Annotated in this window: 21 protein-coding genes and 3 tRNA genes; 11 read left to right on the top strand and 13 right to left on the bottom strand. The window is 60.8% G+C overall.

The window, feature by feature from the left end:
- Positions 1–7 precede the first annotated feature (7 nt).
- Together miaB and SynA1528_RS08250 are read right to left on the bottom strand one after the other, a co-directional pair.
- On the bottom strand, positions 8–1414 hold the full coding sequence (gene miaB, locus SynA1528_RS08255; protein WP_186586351.1) for a tRNA (N6-isopentenyl adenosine(37)-C2)-methylthiotransferase MiaB: 1407 nt from the start codon (positions 1412–1414) through the stop codon (positions 8–10).
- Between the two features lie 59 nt (positions 1415–1473).
- Positions 1474–1546, bottom strand: a tRNA-His gene (locus tag SynA1528_RS08250).
- A gap of 42 nt (positions 1547–1588) precedes the next feature.
- On the opposite strand from SynA1528_RS08250, the gene SynA1528_RS08245 reads away from it, so the two are divergent.
- The 3 genes from SynA1528_RS08245 to SynA1528_RS08235 all read left to right on the top strand — a co-directional run bounded on the left by SynA1528_RS08245 (position 1589) and on the right by SynA1528_RS08235 (position 4686).
- Positions 1589–2020 (top strand): DUF4359 domain-containing protein, encoded by a 432-nt coding sequence (locus tag SynA1528_RS08245; protein WP_286187784.1) that lies wholly within the window; start codon positions 1589–1591, stop codon positions 2018–2020.
- Positions 2021–2127: 107 nt separating this feature from the next.
- Positions 2128–3258: an amidohydrolase family protein gene (locus tag SynA1528_RS08240; RefSeq protein WP_353616599.1), complete on the top strand. Its 1131-nt coding sequence runs from the start codon at positions 2128–2130 to the stop codon at positions 3256–3258.
- Between the two features lie 36 nt (positions 3259–3294).
- Entirely contained in the window at positions 3295–4686 is a 1392-nt protein-coding gene (locus SynA1528_RS08235) for an FAD-binding oxidoreductase (RefSeq protein ID WP_186586349.1), read from the top strand.
- Here SynA1528_RS08235 and SynA1528_RS08230 read toward each other — a convergent pair.
- From SynA1528_RS08230 to murA, 5 genes are all read right to left on the bottom strand, one after another.
- Positions 4640–5155, bottom strand: coding sequence for a pentapeptide repeat-containing protein (locus tag SynA1528_RS08230; protein ID WP_186588357.1), 516 nt, complete (start codon positions 5153–5155; stop codon positions 4640–4642). The two genes, SynA1528_RS08235 and SynA1528_RS08230, sit on opposite strands and share 47 nt — an antisense overlap.
- 20 nt (positions 5156–5175) lie before the next feature.
- A complete protein-coding gene (locus SynA1528_RS08225) occupies positions 5176–6399 on the bottom strand; it encodes a bifunctional folylpolyglutamate synthase/dihydrofolate synthase (protein WP_186586348.1) in 1224 nt (407 codons plus the stop codon).
- Positions 6400–6407: 8 nt separating this feature from the next.
- Positions 6408–7589: an aspartate aminotransferase family protein gene (locus SynA1528_RS08220; protein ID WP_186586347.1), complete on the bottom strand. Its 1182-nt coding sequence runs from the start codon at positions 7587–7589 to the stop codon at positions 6408–6410.
- A 13-nt stretch (positions 7590–7602) separates the two neighbouring features.
- Positions 7603–7685: transfer RNA gene (locus SynA1528_RS08215), tRNA-Leu, on the bottom strand.
- A gap of 34 nt (positions 7686–7719) precedes the next feature.
- On the bottom strand, positions 7720–9021 hold the full coding sequence (murA, locus tag SynA1528_RS08210) for a UDP-N-acetylglucosamine 1-carboxyvinyltransferase (RefSeq protein ID WP_186586346.1): 1302 nt from the start codon (positions 9019–9021) through the stop codon (positions 7720–7722).
- A gap of 156 nt (positions 9022–9177) precedes the next feature.
- Between murA and SynA1528_RS08205 the strand changes: the two genes are divergently transcribed.
- The 6 genes from SynA1528_RS08205 (at position 9178) to SynA1528_RS08180 (ending at position 13471) form a co-directional block, all read left to right on the top strand.
- Positions 9178–9261: transfer RNA gene (locus SynA1528_RS08205), tRNA-Leu, on the top strand.
- 34 nt (positions 9262–9295) lie between these two features.
- A complete protein-coding gene (locus SynA1528_RS08200; protein ID WP_186588356.1) occupies positions 9296–9544 on the top strand; it encodes a DUF8653 family protein in 249 nt (82 codons plus the stop codon).
- A gap of 17 nt (positions 9545–9561) precedes the next feature.
- Positions 9562–10410, top strand: a complete 849-nt coding sequence (locus SynA1528_RS08195) for a TrmH family RNA methyltransferase (RefSeq protein ID WP_286187783.1) — start codon at positions 9562–9564, stop codon at positions 10408–10410.
- Entirely contained in the window at positions 10407–11849 is a 1443-nt protein-coding gene (gene lpdA / locus SynA1528_RS08190; RefSeq protein ID WP_186586345.1) for a dihydrolipoyl dehydrogenase, read from the top strand. The genes SynA1528_RS08195 and lpdA overlap by 4 nt, the downstream gene beginning before the upstream one ends.
- 27 nt (positions 11850–11876) lie before the next feature.
- On the top strand, positions 11877–12761 hold the full coding sequence (trpC, locus tag SynA1528_RS08185) for an indole-3-glycerol phosphate synthase TrpC (protein ID WP_186586344.1): 885 nt from the start codon (positions 11877–11879) through the stop codon (positions 12759–12761).
- Between the two features lie 41 nt (positions 12762–12802).
- Positions 12803–13471 carry a hydantoin utilization protein A gene (locus SynA1528_RS08180; protein ID WP_186586343.1) on the top strand — a complete coding sequence of 223 codons (669 nt, stop codon included), beginning with the start codon at positions 12803–12805 and terminating at the stop codon, positions 13469–13471.
- On the opposite strand, the gene sodX is transcribed toward SynA1528_RS08180, so the two are convergent.
- From sodX to SynA1528_RS08160, 4 genes are read right to left on the bottom strand one after another with little or no spacing between them, the layout of a single operon-like run.
- Positions 13425–13802 carry a nickel-type superoxide dismutase maturation protease gene (gene sodX / locus SynA1528_RS08175; RefSeq protein WP_286187782.1) on the bottom strand — a complete coding sequence of 126 codons (378 nt, stop codon included), beginning with the start codon at positions 13800–13802 and terminating at the stop codon, positions 13425–13427. The genes SynA1528_RS08180 and sodX overlap by 47 nt on opposite strands.
- A gap of 11 nt (positions 13803–13813) precedes the next feature.
- Complete coding sequence (gene sodN, locus SynA1528_RS08170) at positions 13814–14287, bottom strand: superoxide dismutase, Ni (RefSeq protein ID WP_186586342.1); 474 nt, start codon at positions 14285–14287, stop codon at positions 13814–13816.
- 44 nt (positions 14288–14331) lie between these two features.
- Complete coding sequence (locus SynA1528_RS08165; protein ID WP_186586341.1) at positions 14332–14940, bottom strand: FKBP-type peptidyl-prolyl cis-trans isomerase; 609 nt, start codon at positions 14938–14940, stop codon at positions 14332–14334.
- Between the two features lie 46 nt (positions 14941–14986).
- Positions 14987–15316, bottom strand: coding sequence for a phasin family protein (locus tag SynA1528_RS08160; RefSeq protein ID WP_186588353.1), 330 nt, complete (start codon positions 15314–15316; stop codon positions 14987–14989).
- 118 nt (positions 15317–15434) lie between these two features.
- Here SynA1528_RS08160 and SynA1528_RS08155 point away from each other — a divergent pair, with 118 nt between their 5' ends.
- Positions 15435–17303 (top strand): recombinase family protein, encoded by a 1869-nt coding sequence (locus tag SynA1528_RS08155; RefSeq protein WP_186586340.1) that lies wholly within the window; start codon positions 15435–15437, stop codon positions 17301–17303.
- Positions 17304–17674: 371 nt separating this feature from the next.
- On the top strand, positions 17675–18235 hold the full coding sequence (locus SynA1528_RS08150) for a hypothetical protein (RefSeq protein WP_186586339.1): 561 nt from the start codon (positions 17675–17677) through the stop codon (positions 18233–18235).
- A gap of 7 nt (positions 18236–18242) precedes the next feature.
- Here the strand turns inward: SynA1528_RS08150 and SynA1528_RS08145 are convergent, their stop codons facing one another.
- Positions 18243–18449 (bottom strand): hypothetical protein, encoded by a 207-nt coding sequence (locus SynA1528_RS08145; protein WP_186586338.1) that lies wholly within the window; start codon positions 18447–18449, stop codon positions 18243–18245.
- A 106-nt stretch (positions 18450–18555) separates the two neighbouring features.
- Positions 18556–19464, bottom strand: coding sequence for a phage major capsid protein (locus tag SynA1528_RS08140; RefSeq protein WP_186586337.1), 909 nt, complete (start codon positions 19462–19464; stop codon positions 18556–18558).
- Between the last annotated feature and the right edge of the window lie 570 nt (positions 19465–20034).

Here is a 20034-nt window from a genome sequence, read left to right as displayed (position 1 = left end):
AAAGGTATCAGCGCTCTCCGGTGCGGGGCAGGGGGGTTCCGCTCAATGAAAAGGAGCGGACCGCGTCGATATGGACGTTCACGAGATCGCCGGGACGGTATTGATGGCCATCGGGGCCGGTTGCCTGGAAAAAGGTCAGTCGGTTGGTGCGGGTGCGTCCCATCAGCTGACTGGGATCCTTGGGGTTGATGCCCTCCGCCAGAACGTCCTCACTGCGGCCGGCGTATCGCGCATTCCGCTCGCGGGCGCAGCGCTCCACCAAGGCATTGATCTGCTGGAGTCGCGTCACCTTGACCTCCTCCGGCAATTGGTTGTCCCACGTGGCAGCGGGGGTGTTGGGCCGCGGCGAATAGGCCGCGGTGTTCACCTGGTCGAAGCCGATCTCTTCGATCAGATCAAGGGTGCGCTGGTACTGGGCTTCGGTTTCGCCAGGGAAGGCCACGATCACGTCGGCGCTCAAGGAGGCATCGGGCATGCGCTCGCGGATGCGATCGATGATCCGGCGGTACCGCTCCACGGTGTAACCGCGGGCCATGGCTCGCAGGAGGTCGTTGTCGCCGCTCTGGAAGGGGATATGAAAGTGTTCGCAGAGCTTGGGAAGATCTGCACAGGCATCGATCAACCGCTCGGTGAAGTAACGCGGATGGCTTGTGGCAAAGCGGATGCGCTCGATTCCCTCCACGTCATGGACCTGATGCAAGAGGTCCGTCAGGGTGTGCTGCCGCCGCCCCTCCGGTGTGATCCCCGGGAGGTCGCGCCCGTAGGCATCGATATTCTGGCCCAACAGGGTGATTTCCTTGTACCCCTGGGCGGCCAGTCCTTCCATTTCCAGGCGGATGGACGCTGGGAGCCTTGATTGCTCCTTGCCCCGCACGGAGGGCACCACGCAGTAGGTGCAGCGCTCATTGCAGCCATAGATCACATTGACCCAACCGCAGATGCTGCTGTCCCGACGCGCGGTGGTGATGTCTTCAAGAATGTGATGGTCTTCCGTGGCCACCACCTGTTGGCCGCTGTCCACCTGATTGAGCAGCACTTCAAGCCGATTGGCATGTTGCGGGCCCATCACCAGGTCGAGTTCGGGCACGCGCCGCAGCAGTGATTCCCCTTCCTGCTGGGCGACGCAGCCCGCCACCACCAGAGTGAGATTGGGATCAAGCCGTTTGCGCTGAGCCTGTCGCCCGAGATAGCTGTAGACCTTCTGCTCGGCGTTGTCGCGGATCGTGCAGGTGTTGTAAAGGACCAGATCCGCCTCCAGTTCGGCGTCGGCAGCGCGGTACCCCATGGCCTCGAGGATGCCGGCCATCCGTTCGGAATCAGCCTTGTTCATCTGGCAGCCGAAGGTGGTGATCCAGTAGCTGCCGCGGCTCTGCGCGTTTGCAGCGGGAACAAAGGTTGAAGCGGTAGCGGTCAAATTCGAATCGGAGCCAATTCCAGTGTGTTACACCACCGGATGCTCTTCATGGGGGTGAGGGCGAGCGAGGGGATTCGAACCCCCGAATAGCGGCGCCACAAGCCGCTGCCTTAACCACTTGGCGACGCCCGCCGCGTCAGGGAGAATCTACCAATTCGTGTCCCAGTTGACCGGTTGCCGCGCTCCGTCTTTCAGCGACAAGTTCCCATGGCGGCGGCACTGGCGGTTGTCACCACGGTTGGAGCTGCTTTGGGTCTGGTGGTGACCAACCCCTCCGTGGATGATTACGAGCTGCACGCCGGCAAACAGTTGGTCGCGTTTCTGTCCACGGAGTTGTGCCAGGGCGACGGTCTTCCGATGGTGCTGCAGCTGTGGATCCGTGACTGTCCCGGATTGGTGGCATCTCAGGAGGCGGCTCTCGCGGCTTTGGCTGTTCGTTTCACATCACGCCGCAATCTCGGTGTGGCCAGCTTGTACTCCACCTCGATCGGAGGGCAGCCGTTACTCCCAGGGTTGACCTTGCCGGAGGTTGAGGTGGTGACCCTCGGTGTTGCCGGGCAGTTTGTGCTGCTGCACACCAAGACCGACGCCGGCAGTCTCGAGTGAGCGGAGCGTCCTCTTCTGTCGAGGCATGGCTGCCGCGAAGCCTGCTTCAACTCCGGCATGGATCGGCCATCCCCGCTGTCACTGCGGAGGGGCTGACGCCCGTCAGGTTGTCCTGGTCTGATGGGCGCCTGCAGGAACCCGAGCTGCTCAGCAGACCTGTTGATCGTCTGAACGCGCTGGTGTTGCCGCGCTTGGTGGACCCCCATGTGCACCTCGATAAGGCCTACACCTGGACGGCCCACCCCAACCTCAGCGGCACCTACGACGGTGCCCTCGAGGCCAACATGAACGAGCACCGCGTCCGTGATCAGGAGTCGGTGCTGTCCAGGGGTGAGAAGGCCATCAGCAGGGCCTGTCAGAACGGGCTGCGGGCCATGCGCAGCCACATCGACAGCCTGGGCCCCGGCGCGGACGCCAGCTGGGAGGCGCTGCAGGCGCTGAAGAGCCAGTGGCATGGCCAGGTCGAGCTGCAGCTGGTGGCCTTGCTGCCGATCGCCCACTGGGCCACCTCTGCAGGAGCCCAGCTGGCCCAGCGGGTCGCGGCCCGTGGGGGATTGCTGGGGGGTGTTGTGGTGCCCCCCTGCCGGGGTGAATCCGTTCGCCGTGATCTGAGGGCGATGCTGCGGCTGGCGGAGGAGCTCGGCTGTGGTGTCGACCTGCACATCGATGAAGCGAGCCATGGGGCTGCCGATGGGCTGCAGCAACTGCTGCTGGTGCTCGAGCAGGTTCCCTGCCATCAGCCGATCACCTGCAGCCACGCCAGCAGCCTTGCGTTGTTGTCACCAAGGCGTTTGCAACGGCTGGCAGACCGGATGGCGGCGCATCGGTTGCAGGTGGTGGCGCTGCCGCTGACCAATGGATGGTTGCTGGGCCAGTCGCCGCAGGCGACCCCATTGCGCCGGCCGCTCGCTCCGATCCGGCAGCTGCAGAGGGCCGGTGTTCGGGTGGCGGTGGGTGGCGACAACGTCGCTGACCCATGGTTTCCAGCGGGAGACTTCGACCCCTTGGCTCTGATGGCCAGTTGCCTCCCCCTGGCGCAGTTGGCCCCCTGGCAACGCCTGGGCCTTTCGCCCTTCACCACCACCGCCGCCGCTGTGATGGATCTGGACTGGGACGGACGGATCGGTTCCGGTGCGCCAGCTGACCTGATCGTGCTGGAGGCGGACAGTTGGTCGGAGGCACTGCGCTGCCCTCCGCAGCGACGGGTGTTGATCGGTGGTCGTTGGTGGCAGCCCTGAAGGCGCTAGACCGCACCCTGTTGGTCCACCACGGTGATGGCGTCTTCGGAATCCCTGGCAGCCCTGGCGGCGGAGCTCGCCACCGACCACGAGCTGGAGTTGCTGTGCGGCGACGCTGACCTGCAGCGCTATTCCAAGGATTTCTACGACTATTCCCCGATCCTGCAACCGAGGCTTTCGCCCTGCAGAGCCGATCTTGTGGTCCGGCCCATCACTGTTGCTGGAGTGGAGCGATTGGCAGCGGCCTGCGGACGCCATGGCGTTCCGCTGACCCTGCGTGGTTCTGGCACCGGCAACTACGGCCAGTGCGTCCCGCTTGAGGGTGGAGTCGTCATGCTCTGTGGCTCCCTGCGCGAGGTGGAGCTCCTGGATCCATCCACGGGTGTGGTGACGGTTCAGCCCGGTTGCCTGATGCGGGATCTCGATCAGCATCTGCGAGCCCATGGCCGCCAGCTACGACTGCTGCCCAGCACCTGGCGCAGCGCATCCATCGGTGGATTTTTAGCCGGTGGTTCCGGTGGCATCGGCTCAATCCGCTGGGGTTTCCTGCGGGATCCAGGCCATCTGCTGGGTGCCGAGGTGATCACGATGGAATCGACACCTCGACGTCTGCAACTGGATGCCACCGAGGCGGAAGCCTTGAACCATGCATACGGCACCAACGGCATCGTCACCCGATTGCAGTTGGCCACCGCGCCTGTAGTGGATTGGCACCAGATCAGCATTGATGTGGAGACCTGGAGCGCAGCGGTGGCCCTGCTGCAGCGCTGCAGCCGTTCTGCGCTGGAGCTGCACCTGGCGACGCTGCTGGAGAGGTCCGTTCTGGATTCCCTACCCCCATGGAGTGGTCCTGAACCCAACGGCCACCGTCTGCTGTTGCTGGTGGCCCCGGATGGGGTGGACACCCTGGCCCGACTGGCTGCGGCATCCGGCGCGGTGCTGCACGACCTAGGCCCAGAGGATCTGGCCGGGGGCCAGGGGATCCGCGAGTTGAGTTGGAACCACACCACGCTGCACATGCGGTCCGCTGATGCCGGCTGGACTTATCTGCAGATGCTGCTGCCGGAGCCGGAGTTGCCGGCTATGGACCATCTGAAGCAGCGTTGGGGTGATGCCTTGCTCTGGCATCTGGAAGGGGTCCGTCAGCAGGGGGCAGCGCGTTTGGCGGCGCTCCCCCTGGTCCGCTGGACCAGCGCCGAGCAACTGGACGCGTTGATGACGGACTGCCGTGAGGTGGGAGCGGTTCTGTTCAACCCCCATGTGATCACCGTTGAAGACGGTGGACTCGGAGTGGTTGATGGCGATCAGGTCGCCGCCAAGCAGCGCTTCGACCCCAATGGTCTGCTCAACCCTGGCAAGCTGAGGGGCTGGTTGGAGTCGATCAGCAGCCCAGGCTGTCCAGGGTCGCCACACCCGTCGCAGGGTTGACCCCGTCGGCGTCGCGGCAGAGGCGGCGTTGGTCATCCATATCCAGCAGGGCATCGCTGAAGTCAGCTCCCTCAATCCGCGCATCGCTGAAGCTGCTGCCCGACGCGATGATTCCCGTCAGAACGGCGTCGCGCAGATCTGTGCCGGCGAAGTCGGCTCGATCCATCAGTGCATCGGATAAGTCCGCGCCGCTGAAATTCGCCTCGGCAAAAGCGCCCTGGGTGAAGATCGCCCCGTGCAGGTCGGCACCGCTGAAATCCGCCCCTCGGCCCACAGCACCGGCAAAGGAGGTGTTGGCCAGATGCTGACCGTGAAAATCGCCACCGCTCTGGTTGGTCAGGGTGTAGTCCACGGTTTCCTGGAACAGCGCCCGGTCCTGCAGGCCAACGCCAGCGGAGGTGTCGAGGGCGGTGGCGGGCAGCACGAGGACCAGCAGAGGCAACAGCAGCGACAGCAACAAGGTCAGCATCGATCCGGTGCGGGAGGAACTCACTCTGCCTGCACCAGCCGCCGCTCGAGCAGATCCCCGATCAGATACAGGGAGCCCGCCAGCACAGGCATCGGCTGAGGCCAGCCACTGGTTTCCTCGATCCGCTTCAGTGCATCATCAGCGCTGCTGGCATCCCTGAGCTGGTCTCCCCAGTGCTGTTTCTCTTGCACGAGAGCGTCACGCGTCCAGCTGCGGTGATTGGGAACCGGCACGATCCAGGCCTGATCCTGCGGCTGCAGCAACAGCTGCAGCATCTCCACCGCCTGCTTGTGGGCCTGGATTCCAAGGATCCACACCACACCCTGCTCCTGGCCCTGCCAGCGCTGCCGTTCCAGGGCCAGTTGCTCCGCGGCGGGTGGGTTGTGGGCGCCATCGAGGAGAAGTGGATGGCCCTGCCAGGTCACAGTCTGCAGGCGGCCGCGCCAACGGGCCTGGGCCAATCCAGCCCGGATGGTGGCCTCATCAAGACTCCATCCCAGACGATCCAGGGCCTGCAACGCGCCACGGGCCACGGCGGCGTTGCGTCGCTGCCAATCCCCTGCCAGGCCCAGGGACCAGTCTTTGGGTAAGGGATCGACCCACTGCAGATCGGCGTTGTTGGCGCTGCAGGTCTGCTCCAGCACATCCCGCACTGCTTCCGGTTGCTCAGCGCTGATCACCCGAGCACCGGGGGTGATCACTGCGGCTTTCTCAGCGGCGATGGCCGTCAGGGTGGATCCCAGGTGTTCGCAGTGGTCGAGGCCGATGCTGGCCATGGCGATCACCGGTCGATTGGGATGGGCCGTGGTGGCATCCAGACGACCCCCTAAGCCCACCTCCATTACCAGCAGATCCACCGATTCGACATGGAAGTGCGCCAGGGCTGCGATCAGAAGTTGTTCGAAGGGGGTGAGCTGATGTTTGGCGCAGAGCTGTTTCTGGGCCAGTAGGAGCTGGCGGAGCTGGGTCTCGCTGATCGGAATTCCATCGATTGCGATCCGTTCACACCAGCTCACTAGATGGGGGGAGGTGGTCACGCCGCTGTGGATGCTGGCTTGCTGCAGTGCTGCGCTCAGGAAGCTGACAATCGACCCCTTGCCGTTGGTGCCAGCCACCTGAATCGCGGGGATGTCACCACAGGGCGATCCGAGTGCCTGGATGGCATGGCGCATCCGCTCGAGTTGCAGATCCATGCCCCGCAGGTCAAAGCGTGGGATCAGATCCGACAGTTGCTGTTCCGCCATCGCGGCGATCAGCTCAGCCCAGCGAGGGTCGCGTCCAGTCGTCTGAGCAATTGGCGCACCTCATGGGCTGAGATCACCAGTGGAGGCACCATCCTCAGCACCGTCGCACCAGCGGCCACCAGCAGAAGGCGTTGCTCAATGGCGGCCTTTGCCAGTTGTGGTGCTGTGACACCAGAGTCCTGATGAAGCACGAGGCCTTGCAGCAGGCCCCATCCGCGCACTCCCTGCAGAACCCTGGGGTATCGGGCGACGAGCGCCTCGAGTCCCCGCTGCAGCTGCTGGCCACGCTCCTCCACATGGCGAAGCAATCCCCTGCGTTCGATCTCCCGGGCCACCGTCAGTCCAGCGGTGCAGGCAAAGGGGTTGCCGCCAAACGTACTGGCGTGATCACCGGGCTCAAACACATCCGCCTTGGAATTCACCAGCAGGGCACCGATGGCGTGGCCGCCCCCCAGTCCCTTGGCCAGGGTGAAAGCGTCCGGCTCAATGCCGAGCTGTTCGTAGCCCCAGAGCCGACCACTGCGGCCCATGCCCACCTGCACTTCATCAAGGATCAACAGGATGTTGCGCTCACAGCAGAGATGACGAAGGCGCTGGAAGAAAGCGGCATCACCCGGGTGAACTCCCCCTTCACCCTGAAGAGGTTCAAGCAACACAGCCGCCACCGCCGGCCCATTGGCTTCATGGCGTTCGAGCAGGGACTCGAAGGCATGAATGTCGTTGTAAGGGAAGTAGTCGAAACCTTCAACGATCGGTTCAAAGCCCTGGTGGTAGCGGGGCTGCCCGGTGGCACTCACCGCGGCAAGGGTGCGGCCATGGAAGCTGGCTGAAGCGGTGAGGATCCGTGGCCGGTTGATACCGCGTTTCAGGTGGCCGTGCTTGCGGGCGAGCTTGATGGCGGCTTCATTGGCTTCGGCTCCGGAGTTGCAGAAAAAAACGCTGTCGGCGCAGCTGTGCTGCACCAACCAGGTGGCCAGGGCCTCCTGTTCCGGAATCCGGTACAGATTGGAAACGTGCTGGAGTCGTCGGAGTTGACGGCTGAGGCTGCGGCGTAGGGCTCGGTCGCTGTGCCCAAGGGTGTCGGTGGCGATGCCGGCAACGGCGTCGAGATAGCGATGGCCGTGGTCATCCCAGACCCAGCAACCACGACCTCGCACAAGCGTGAGGGGAAAGCGGTTGTAGGTGTTCATCACCGCCTCTGGATGGGAGCCGGGGGACTTGAACCCCCAAGACCAGTGGCCGGCTGATTTTGAGTCAGCTGCGTCTACCAATTCCGCCAGGCTCCCGTATCAGGGATTGTATGTAGTGATGCCCCCGAATTCAGCTCTGCTGTCGCTTTAAGTTCGCACCAACGGCGTTCAACTTTTCTTCGACATTGTCGTAGCCACGATCGAGATGCTTGAGCCCGGACACCTTGGTGGTGCCATTCGCCGCCAGACCCGCTAGCACCATGGCCGCTGCAGCTCTCAGGTCACTTCCGGTGACGGGGGCTGAGCTGAGCTGAGACACCCCTTCAACAATGGCCGTGCTGCCTTCAACGCGGATGGAGGCGCCCATGCGCTGCAGTTCAGCGACGTGTTGAAGCCTGTTCTCGTAAATCTTTTCGCTGATCACGCTGGTGCCCTTGGCCGTGGTCATCAGTGCCATGAACGGAGCCTGAAGATCGGTCGGAAAACCAGGGAAAGGTTGGGTGGTGATGTCGACCGCCTGAATGTCACCAGGGGTGATGGAAATTCCCCGGTGATCAATCTCCAGTTGGCAGCCGCAGTCCCGAAGCTTCTGCAGCACAGCGCTCAGGTGTTCTGGAGTCACGGGTTCCACCCGAATGGGTGATCGGGTGATCGCTGCTGCCAACAGGAACGTGCCCGCTTCGATGCGGTCCGGGATGACCGGATAGTTGCGAACTCCATGGAGACGTTCGACACCCTGAATGGTGATCACCGGTCCTCCGGCGCCGCTGATGTCGGCACCCATCTGACTCAGCAGATTGGCCAGATCCTGAACTTCGGGTTCCTGGGCAGCGTTTTCAATCGTGGTAGTGCCATCGGCCAGCACCGCCGCCATCAGCAGTGTTTCGGTGGCCCCAACGCTTGGACAGTCCAGAACGATCGGCGCCCCTGTCAGACGCTTGCGGCTGCCTTTGACGGAGGCGGTCACGATGCCGTGTTCCACGCTGACAAGTGCTCCCAGCGCTTTGAGACCGCGGATGTGTTCAACAACGGGGCGAGCGCCGATACGACAACCGCCTGGTAGGGGCACCCTGGCCTGACCCAAGCGGCCCAGCAGTGAACCGATGCAGAAAAAGCTGGCGCGAAGGCTGTTGACCAGTTCGTAGGGGGGTTCGTGACTGGTGAGGTTTGCGGCGTTCAGGACGACGCTGTCTCCTGAGTGGTGAACCTCGACGCCGAGGGCAGACAGGATCCTGCCCATGCCGCTGATGTCGGTGAGATTGGGAACATTGGTCAGTTCCACAGTCTCATCAGTGAGCAGCCCAGCAGTCATCAGGACCAGGGCTGAATTTTTGGCTCCGCTGACCTTCAGAACCCCTTGAAGACGTCGACGGCCCTCAATGCAAAGATGAGGATTGAGAATCTCCTGAGACACCGCGGACGTCGCTGTCATTTCACGCCCTGCACCCAATTGCAAGCAGTTTGACAACCAGATCTGAGACCGTCTAGACGGCCGGCGCCGAAACTGGTTTCAACGATTACCAAATTGCAGGTTCGGGGTCTGGGGGGCGATGCCGTATGTTCACTTGGTCGCTTGGGCGACACGCCAGCGGATGTGGCGGAATTGGTAGACGCGCTAGTTTCAGGTACTAGTGGTGGCAACATCGTGGGAGTTCAAGTCTCCCCATCCGCACTACCGTTTACAGGAGAAGGTCCTCTCCGCCGTCATGATCGTCCTGAAGATTTCAAACGCATCTGAGGTCGTCGCAGCCAAGGTCGGTCGCTTTCTTGAACGTTTGACCCCTGACTCAGTTGATCAGGCTGCCGTTGAAGATCAGGTCATCAACAAGTTGATCGAAAATCTTGCGGCTGAGGGACTGAAAGGAGAAATCGCCGCCATTAATGGCCTTGATCTCGAAGGTTCAGATCTCTCCTTCCATAAAGAATTGAAGGTTCGCAAGCACACAATCTTCTGAAGATCAGCCAGTCGGGTGTGTCGGATTCCCTGATCAGCAGTCGCAGGAACCCCCTGGTCAAGCGGTTGCGGTCGTTGTCCAGTCGAAAAGGTCGAGAGGACGAAGAGCTGCTGCTGCTTGAGGGCACCCATCTTCTGCAGGAGCTGATTCGTTGCAATCTCAAGCCGGTGGAGTTGGTTGCCACGGAGCGATGGTGTCAGCACCACCTCCATCTCCTGGAGCAGCTGGGAGCCTCGACACCACGTCGTCTGGTCACCGATGAGGTGCTGACAGCGGCATTGAGCACCACCACACCGGACGGAGTGGCGTGCGTGTGCCCCTTCAACGTTCTGCCGAATCCACCGACGGACGTGCATTTCCTGCTTGTACTGGATCGGATTCAGGATCCAGGCAATCTTGGAACGTTGCTGCGGACGGCACTGGCGGCCGATGTTCAGAACGTCTGGCTGGGATCAGGGGTTGACCCGCTCGGCAGCAAAAGCCTTCGGGCTTCAGCCGGAGCATTGCTTCAGCTGCCCCATCACCGCTTTGGACCTGATGAAGACACTGCGATCAGCCAACTAAAGGACGAACTGAAACGTCTTGCCGCCGATGGGATGCAGGTGGTGGCCACCCTCGTTCCGGATTCAGCTGCTCCGCTGCAAGCGGTGCCCTACTGGGATCTGAACTGGCGTCTGCCCACGGCCCTTGTGCTCGGCACAGAGGGGTCAGGACTTCATCCGGAGCTGCTGGCCTGTTGCACCCATGCCGTGACCCTGCCCCACAGTCCCCGGGTGGAGTCACTGAATGTGGCCGCCGCCGCCGTGCCTCTCCTGCTGGAGCGTCGACGGGCGACAATGACGGCCACATCGCAGCAGTCCGGGTGAGCGACGCCAGCTTCGACTTCGACGTCATCGTCATCGGTGCCGGCTACGGCGGATTCGATGCCGCCAAACATGCCGCAGAGCACGGCCTCAAAACCGCCATCGTCGAATCGCGGGACATGGGGGGCACCTGCGTCAACCGCGGCTGTGTGCCGTCCAAGGCGCTCCTCGCCGCCAGCGGCAAGGTGCGGGAACTGGCGGATGATCAGCACCTCGCCAGTTTCGGGATCCATGCGGCTCCTGTTCGCTTCGAGCGCCAGAAGATCGCTGACCACGCCAACAACCTGGTGCAGGCGATCCGCACCAACCTCACAAAGACCCTTGAAAGAGCGGGGGTGACCATCCTTCGTGGCCATGGGCGTCTGGAGGGATCTCAGCGGGTCGGGCTGCGTGAGCCCAGTGGCGTCGATCGGGTCATCACCGCCAAGGACGTCATCCTGGCCACAGGTTCCGATCCGTTTGTCCCGCCGGGCATTGAGACCGATGGACGGACGGTCTTCACCAGCGATGAAGCCATCAACCTCGAGTGGCTGCCCCGTTGGATTGCCATCATCGGCAGCGGTTACATCGGCCTTGAATTCGCCGATGTGTACACCGCACTGGGGTGTGAAGTGACCATGATCGAAGCGATGGACAAGGTGATGCCCACCTTCGATCCAGACATCGCCAAGATCGCCGGTCGCCATCTCATCGACAGCCGCGACATCGATGCGCGCTCCGGTCTCCTGGCCCGCAAGGTCACCCCAGGTTGTCCGGTGCAGATCGAACTGGCTGATTTCAGCAGCCGGGAGCTGGTGGAGACCCTTGAGGTGGATGCCGTGCTGGTGGCCACGGGCAGGGTTCCCAGCAGCAAGGGGCTCAATCTCGAGACGTTGAACGTGGAAACCAACCGAGGTTTTGTCCCCATCGACGACCAGATGCGTGTGCTGGTCAACGATCAGCCCGTGCCTCATCTCTGGGCTGTCGGTGACCTCACGGGCAAGTTGATGCTGGCCCACACGGCGGCGGCTCAGGGCACGGTTGCCGTGGACAACATCCTTGGCCACAGCCGCGAGATCGATTACCGCAGCATCCCGGCAGCCACCTTCACCCATCCTGAAATCAGTTCCGTTGGTCTGAGCGAAGCCGATGCCAGAAAGCTCGCCGCCGAGGAGGGCTTCGATCTGGGTGCGGTTCGCAGCTATTTCAAGGCCAATTCCAAGGCACTGGCCGAGCTGGAGAGCGATGGTCTGATGAAGCTGCTGTTCAACAAAACCAGTGGAGAAGTGTTGGGCGCCCACATCTACGGACTTCACGCCGCTGATCTGATTCAGGAAGTGGCCAATGCGGTGGCCCGTCGTCAGAGCGTCCGTCAGCTGTCCACTGAGGTGCACACGCACCCAACGCTCAGTGAAGTCGTGGAAGTGGCCTACAAGCAGGCTGCCACCCAGCTCAGCGCCTGAAGCCCTCCCCCTTTCATCCCGATTGCCATGGAGATCCGACGTCGTCCCCCCAACCCCAAGGTGCGCGTGGCGCACCTGGAGTACGCCGTTCCCCACGATGAGGAGGAACCCAGAAACATCCTTGAAAAGATCGTCTGGGCCAAGGACCGTGAGGTGGATGCGGCCCGCGAGCGGGTGCCGTTGCAGACCCTCAAATGTCAGATCGAGGATCTGCCGCCCACGCGGGATTTTCTGGCGGCTCTGCGCGAGGCCCCGGTTCAGCCTGCAGTGATCGCTGAAGTGAAGAAGGCCAGCCCCAGCAAAGGGGTGATCCGCGACGACTTTGACCCTGTGGCCATCGCCAAGGCCTACGCGGCAGGCGGGGCACGCTGCCTCTCCGTTCTCACGGACAAGACCTTTTTTCAGGGGGGATTCGACGTTCTGGTCGAGGTGCGCCAGGCGGTGGAGCTGCCCTTGCTGTGCAAGGAGTTCGTCCTCAGCCCGTATCAGTTGTTCCAGGCCCGTGCGGCCGGTGCCGATGCCGTGTTGCTGATCGCAGCGATCCTGACGGATCAGGATCTGCAGTATCTGCAGAAGGCCGCTGCTGCTCTGGGACTGGATGTGCTCGTCGAAGTGCACGATGCCGCCGAGATGGAGCGGGTGCTCAACCTTGGGGGCTTTCCCTTGATCGGGATCAACAACCGTGATCTCGCCAGTTTTGAGACGGATCTGGCCACAACAGAGCAGCTCATGCAGCGTTTCGGCGAGCGACTGCGCGATCAGGGCGCATTGCTGGTGAGTGAATCGGGTCTGTTTGAGCGGTCAGACCTGGACCGTGTGCAGACCGCCGGTGCCGATGCCGTGCTGGTCGGCGAAGCGCTGATGCGACAGCAGGACGTTCAGCAGGCTTTGACCCGACTGATCACGGGTTAGCCCAACCGCTCCTGCAGAATGACTTTTTGGAAGGTAGTGCTTTGTTGATCAGCGTCCTGACCGGTTTTGCAGCGGGTGCTGTTCACGTCGTTGGCGGCGCTGATCATCTGGTGGCGATGGCCCCCTTCTCGTTGCGCAAACCCTTGCCGGCGCTGAGGGCAGGTCTGGCCTGGGGGGCAGGGCATTCGGCAGGAGTGGTGCTCCTGGCCTTGATCTCGATCGGGCTCAAGGATCTGGTCCACGTGGAGACGATGTCCTCCTGGGCGGAATTTTTCGTGGGCGTTGCTCTCTTGGTGGTGGGTGCCCTGGCGGTGAGAACGGCTTTCGGGCTGGAGCTGCACTGCCATGAACACCATCACGAGGGTGATCACCAGCATCAGCACCTGCATCTGCATGTGCGTGGTCAAAGCAACCACCGGCGCCATGCCCACGCCGCCTCGGGACTGGGTCTGCTGCATGGCCTGGCCGGTGCCAGCCATCTGCTGGCGGTGATTCCCGCCCTGGCCTTGCCTCCCGTCGCTGCGTTTGGCTACCTGGTGGCTTACCTCTGCGGCTCCATTGCAGCAATGGTTGCTGTGGTCGCTGTGGTGTCGTTTCTGACGCTGCGCAGCGGGGCGCGGTTGCTGCCCCTGCTGGTGGGAGCGACGGGGGGCCTGTCGATCGTCACTGGTGCGATCTGGTTGCAGAAGACGTCGTCGGCGATCTTTTGAGACGCGACACGGCTACACCGATCATCAGCGCGGTGGGGATCGGCCCCAGCTGGCGGCTGTCGGTGCTGGCTGAGGGGTTGTCCCCCAAGAGGATCATGCCGTTGGACTCCATCCCACGAAGCCTTTTGATCAGGCGTAAGTCGGGTTTGCTCGGATGCCACGCCACAACGACATCACCAGTACGAGGTGTGATGCGTGGGTTGATCAGGATCCGATCCTCGGATTCCAGGTGGGGAAGCATGGAATCACCCTGAATCTTCAGCAGCCGCCGGCGGCCACAAAAAAACAACAGCAGATCCTTGAGACCTGCTGCTGCCAAAGGAGGGAACAAACTGTTCAGATTCAGGAAGCGGTGACCCAGGCGTCGTTGCGGCCCTTGGATTGCCAGAACATGCCGTGGACCTTCTCAACAGCCGCCATCAGTTCTTCAGCTTTGGCCTGATCGATGTTGACCTTGCAGGCGCTGCAGAGCTTGGCGGCCTTCCAGAACGTGTCGTGCAGGTCAGGGAAGGTGGCCAGGTGCTCAGGCTTGAAGTAGTCGGTCCAGAGGATCAGAAGTTCCTTCTTGGTTTTCTGCGCTTCCTCTTCCTTGATGGCCACGTAGCGGCCAAAAGTGTTGTTGTAAGCAGCCAGGGCCGCGGCATCACCTGCAGCGGGGGCTTCCATGGCCTTGATCTTTTTGGTCATGGAGAGCACCGCTTCAGCAGCGACGCGGGCGGAGGCGGGGTCGTAAACGCCGCAGGGGCCGTCGCAGTGGGCTTCCGCTGCAGGGGCGGGAAGAGCGCGGACGAGGGCGGTGAGGGCCGAGCGCAGCATCGGATGGGGACGAAATTGCTTGAAAAGAGCCTAACTGCGGCCCATCACTTCACGTCGAGCAGTTCCACCTCGAACACCAGGGTGGCGTTGGGGGGGATGACGCCACCGGCACCGCGGCTGCCGTAGGCAAGGTCCGGTGGGATCACAAGCTTGCGTTTGCCGCCGACCTTCATGCCGACCACCCCTTCATCCCAGCCTTTGATCACACGTCCGGCACCAAGCGGGAACGTGAAGGGGGTTCCCCTGTCGTAACTGGCGTCGAACTGCTTGCCGTTTTCAAGCGTTCCCCGGTAATGCACCTGAACGGTTTGGCCGGAAGCGGCTTCCGCACCTTCCCCAACCTTCAATTCGGTGATCTTCAAGCCGCTGGCAGTGATCTGGGTGTCAGGGGCATCGAGGGGACCGCCGAGGGCTGAGGCATCGGATTGGTTGGTGTCAGGAGCCATGGCAAACAAAGTCGGGTTCGGATCATCCGGGTCCAGCTCGAAGCTGGGCCGCGCTGCCGCCTCGGTGGTGGGTTGGCTTACAACAGCGGCGGTGGCGGCGGGGTTGCCGGCTGCGGCGGCGACGGTGGAGGGGGCCACCAGCTGGCTGACCAGGGCCAACAGCAGGCAGAGCACGCAAACGGTGGAGCTGATCAGGATGTCGCGCATGACTGCCGCATCGGATTGCGTCAATTCTGACCCCAAGACCGTCGGCTCAGTCACCTTGATTGAGCTGGCGCAGCTGCTGCTCAATCCGGTCGATGCGGCCGCGCAGTTCATCAACTTCTTTCTGACTGGCAACGCCAATGTCCTGAAGAAGGTTGTCGCGGTTGCGTTCGATATCCCTCCCCACCTTTTCTTCCAGTTCCGGGGTCTCTCCCCGGAGTGCCTTCATCACGTCGTCCACAAGGGCGGAGGCCTGGTTGGGGTCCAGACGGCCGCGACTGACCCACTCTTGGGTCACCCCGCGTAGACGATCAGCGACCAATGTCGTCGTGCCGAGGCCGCGCACAAGAAGTTGTTGCAGAGGGTTGGCGGATTCCATCCGTCGCGGTTGCGGCCTGGCATCAGGATGACGCTGCTGCGCATCGCTGACCATGGTCAATACAGCTGACTTGACACGGCTCATATCCTTGTGTTCATAAGGGTTCTGGCGATTCCGCGTGCCACGCACCAAGCCTGACAAGCTGCAAAACTCACCGGTCGCGAAAGTGGCCATCTGCTACCAGCGTGTCAGCACGGGCGAGCAGTCACTAGACGGGAAAAGCGGATTCAGCAGACAGGACGCAGCCCTAGCCGAGTGGAAAAAAGCTCATCCCGAATACGACGTGCAGGAGGTTGTGCGTGAAACCATCTCCGGCAACCGCAAGAACCTTGAGAAGGGCCTCCTTGGTCAGTTCCTTGAGGACGCCAGGTCTCACCGGGTGCAGCACGGCACCATCCTCATCGTGGAGACCTTCTCGCGCCTAAGCCGAGGAGACATGCAGGACTGCTTCAACCTGCTGACCGACATCTTCAGAGCCGGGGTTGGCGTCAGCTTTTGCGACTGGGGCCACGAGATTTTGAGAAGCCTCAGCGATGGAGGTGGCACCGTTTACAGGATTGCTGGTGCTGCTGATTCAGCTCACCGCGAATGGAAGGAGAAGCAGGCCCGCAGCCAGGGCGCTGTTCAGTACCGCCGCCAGCAGATAGAAGCCCATGCCGATGGCAAAACAGCAGTGTTCGGCGGCTTCCGCTTCAACCCAAGGAGTGAAACCAACACGAACCCTGGCTACCCGAGATGGCTGGACGTTGATCAAGACGGGAATTGGGTGCTGTTGGAAGACGAAGTCCAGTGGGTGCAGAAAGCGTTCCGACTGGCGAAGGACCTTGGAGCCCGCCGCATTGCTCGCGAGCTTCAGGCAGATGGCATCACGCTCGCCAGATCAGGCGCTGTCATCACAGAAGCCGAAATCCACCTGTTGCTGGAGAACGTTGCGGTGCTTGGCCACCGTCAGAACAAGTCGGGCAACGAAAAGGAAGACATCACCAAGGGCGTCTACCCGGCGATCATCACGCCAACTGAGTGGCAGGCCGCCAGGGACGGCATCGCAGGCCGACGTGGAGTGCGCGGGCTCCCTAATGGCAGGAAGCGGATCAATTTGTTTGAGAAGAGGACCTTCTGTGCTGAATGCGGCCACAGGCTTGGCGTCAGGCGTTCACGCAACGGCTTCTCACTCAATTGCAATGGCCGTGTCCTTGGCCGCTCCGACTGCACTGCGCCGAACATTCCCTACGACGAGCTGGCCCTGCTGGAGCATGTCAGAACTTTTAGGTGGAGTGACTTCTTCGGAGACGACAAACACGATGCAGAAACCGCTGAAGCGCGTCAGAAGGTCCTGAAGGCATCTGGTGCTGTTGGCCCACTGGAGGACCTGGTCAGCAGCAAGCGGAATCAGATCAAGAACGCTGTGCCGGAGACACCGAACAGTGCGCTGTTGCTTTGGGATGAGGCTCTACGGGAGGCAGAGGCTGACCTTGTGGTGGCCAAGCAAGCGTTGAACGAGGCCGAGGCGCATCTAGCCAAGCTTGAGAGACGGCCAAGTAGTCGTGAGGCCGAGCGTGAAGTCAAGCAGCGCCTATCAGCCTTCATGGAGTCAGACAGAACCGACCTGAACGCACGTGATGAATTCAACTCTTGGCTGACACGCGAAGGCTTGGTTTTTGAAATTGACACCCGACATAAGGATGTTCAATTCGGAGAAGGATGGGTTAGCAAGGAAGGGACACTTACCACCTTTATCAACGTGGAGGAGGTTAAGCAGCAGGTAGGCGGGCATGATCAGGAGTACGACTTCAGCAATGAAATTGCAACCATTGGCCCAGAAGAGTCATGGCGCCGAAACTTTCCAGATGCTCCACCACTTACTGAAGTAATGACCAAAGGAGCACTGATGAATATTGTTGATCCTGATGGCAAGGAAACTGGTCTTCAATACAAAATTGAACAACGGCGCAGAGGCAGGCCGGCTAAGCGCAGGAGATCTAAATAATGCAAGACCTTATTTACGGCCCATTTCTTTCCCGAAAGCAAGCCCAAGAAAAAGGGCTCAAGCAGTACTTCACTGGCACGACCTGCAAACAAGGGCATGTTGCCCCACGTGTGACGAGTGGTGGACAGTGCATGTAGTGCAAGCGAATAGCCACTAGAAAAAAAGCGGCTTAAGGTTATTTCCGCGAATACGAGGCGAAACGTCGTGAAACCGATCCCAACTGGAAATCCAATAAAGCTCGCGTCGCAAGGGAGTCATATCAGCGGCACAAAAATGATGAAGGTGCCAAGGAAAAAAGAAAGGCTCACTATGAAAGAATCAAAGACTCTGATTGGTACAGGGAGGCATCCAAGCGAGCGAAGGCTAAGTTTGTGGCCAGTGGCAAAAAAGCTGAGGCTGATCGGCGTTACAGCCAAAGCGAAGCAGGGCATGTATCTCGCAACAAAGCGAGAAAGCAATGGAAGGATAAATTTGAAGCTGAGAAAGGAATGCCGATAAGCACTTGGAAACTGAAGCACGATCCTCAGTTCAAGCTCCACTCACGCCTCAACACCCGAATAAGTGACGCGCTTAAGAAGCAGGGAATGGTAAAGGCCGCGAAGACAGCAGAACTTATTGATGCAGAGATAGCTGACTTCAAGGCTTACCTTGCAGCTAATTGGGAAGAAGGGATGAGCTGGGATAACTATGGCAAGGAAGGCTGGCATGTAGATCACATCAGACCCTGCGCAAGCTTTGACCTCACTGATGAAGAACAGCAGATTGTCTGCTTCAACTGGAGAAATCTCAGGCCCATGTGGGCCGCTGAGAACATCAGCAAAAGCGATGATTACGATCCAGCGGATGAAGCTGATTGGGCGTATATGATGCGCGAATTGGGTTACGAAGGCGAGCTATTCCTGCTCTTTGAAGAAGGAAATGGTGGGCTTTGATCTCATCTCAATCGTGCAACCACCGCCAAAGCCTTCCCAGCACACCGTCAGGGCACTCCCGCACCAACCACCGCTGCTGCATCTCCTCGCAGTGCTGCAGGTCAATCTCATCGGGTAGAGGCGCATAGCCCGACATCCAGACGTTGATCTGCCTATCCCTGACGCCACGGTTATTAGGCAGTGACGTGAGCCAGTTGATGTAGTCGCGGTTCATCTGTCGCTTCTGAGTGAATAGGGCGGGGCCGGCTCCTCAACAACCGACCCCTGTTGAGCAGCCATGGAAGAAACCGCTCTACCTGCACCGGTCCGACCCTCCGCGATTAAGCGGAGCCGATGCAGACACTGGATTGATGCGTGCAAACGAAGTCCGCTGCGTTCAGGATTTGTGTGTGCGTGACACCAGTGACGGCTCCTCGGAAGGGATCCACGACGACTTGCGCACTGCCGAAGTAGACGAGGCGGCTGTAACTCGGATCCAGTGCGATCACCTTGTCCTCGGTGACATTGCTTGTGATGAATACCGGCAGCCCGTGAATCTTCAGGTCACTGAGCACCAACGCGCCACTGCTGGCATCCACGCGGGTCTTCATCAGATCAGCGGCAGTGCTCGGGTGCATCAGGAACACCACCTTGCGCAGATCCACATCGGCATCACCGAGCCTCTCCAGCATTTCTGCCAGCTCATCGCTGGTGGGAGTTGCGGAGCTGAAGGTCTGCGACAAGGCGTCAGGCAGGTTGAGCAGGCCAAGCGGTTGTGAATTGCTGCCGGTGCCTTGAATCGCGCCCTTCTCAATCAATCCGGCGACTGCACGGCCAACTTCCTGCAGCACTGACCCTTCAACGTCAGGCACCAACACCTTCAGGCGGCGACTGAAAGACAGGCGGGCACTGGCGAGCTTGGGACTGGTATCCACGCTGGTGCTCGTAGTGGTGAGTGCGGTGTAGTCCGCACCTTCCGCAATCCATCCGGCATCGGCCTTGGCAAAGCGCGGGATGGTCAGGTTCTCTCCGCCGGTTTCAATCCGCTCAACACCGGCACGCTCAAGCACCGTCACAGGTCTGACACTGTCTGCGACTTTCTGCACCGATGTGGCCACCAAGTCACCACCACTGCTGGCAGTACCCGTCAGCAGATCACGCACCATCTGGCGGGTAGGGATGAACGCCGCGTTCTCCTGCTTCTTCTGGATGCTGTGCTGGCCGTAGAACTTCTCAGCCTGCAGTGACAAGTTCTGCTCCCATGTGGCCTGTTTATCAGGGACTTGTGAACTGAGCGAACTGAGCAGTGCGTTGAAGCTATATGGTCGCTTCTTGGTGATGGTGTGATTCATTGATTACCTCGCGTGTTTATATCATTACGGCCGATAGAATGAAATCAACCAACTTGTTCCAAGGTGTTCCAATCAGATTGGGTAAAAGCGTCAGAAATGAGACGGCAACTGCGGTTAGGACGAACGACACAATGGCGGCTGATGAAGGAAGGCTATTTCAAAGGCGGAGTGCACTACTACCGTTCTGGTGCAACGTCTCGCGGGCATCTGCGCTTTAACTTGCCCGCCTGTGAGATGGCCTTGCTGCTATACACACAGCGATAAATTAAGGGCATGAGTTTTGTCTACTGATGCCTCAGCAATTCGCCTCTCATCAGCCTGATGATGACGTTCCAATGCGGCCTAACCCTGCTGATGATGCCCTGAGTAGTGCGCAGGCGAGGCGGTACTGGCAGGCCGTACGGGAGAAACGATGCGCAGACCATTCCACCGTGCTATCATCTGCTGTTGACCACAAATTTGATTAGC

This window comes from Synechococcus sp. A15-28 (genome assembly GCF_014280175.1).
Lineage (GTDB): Bacteria > Cyanobacteriota > Cyanobacteriia > PCC-6307 > Cyanobiaceae > Parasynechococcus.
This window is presented reverse-complemented; position numbering and strand designations above follow the sequence as displayed.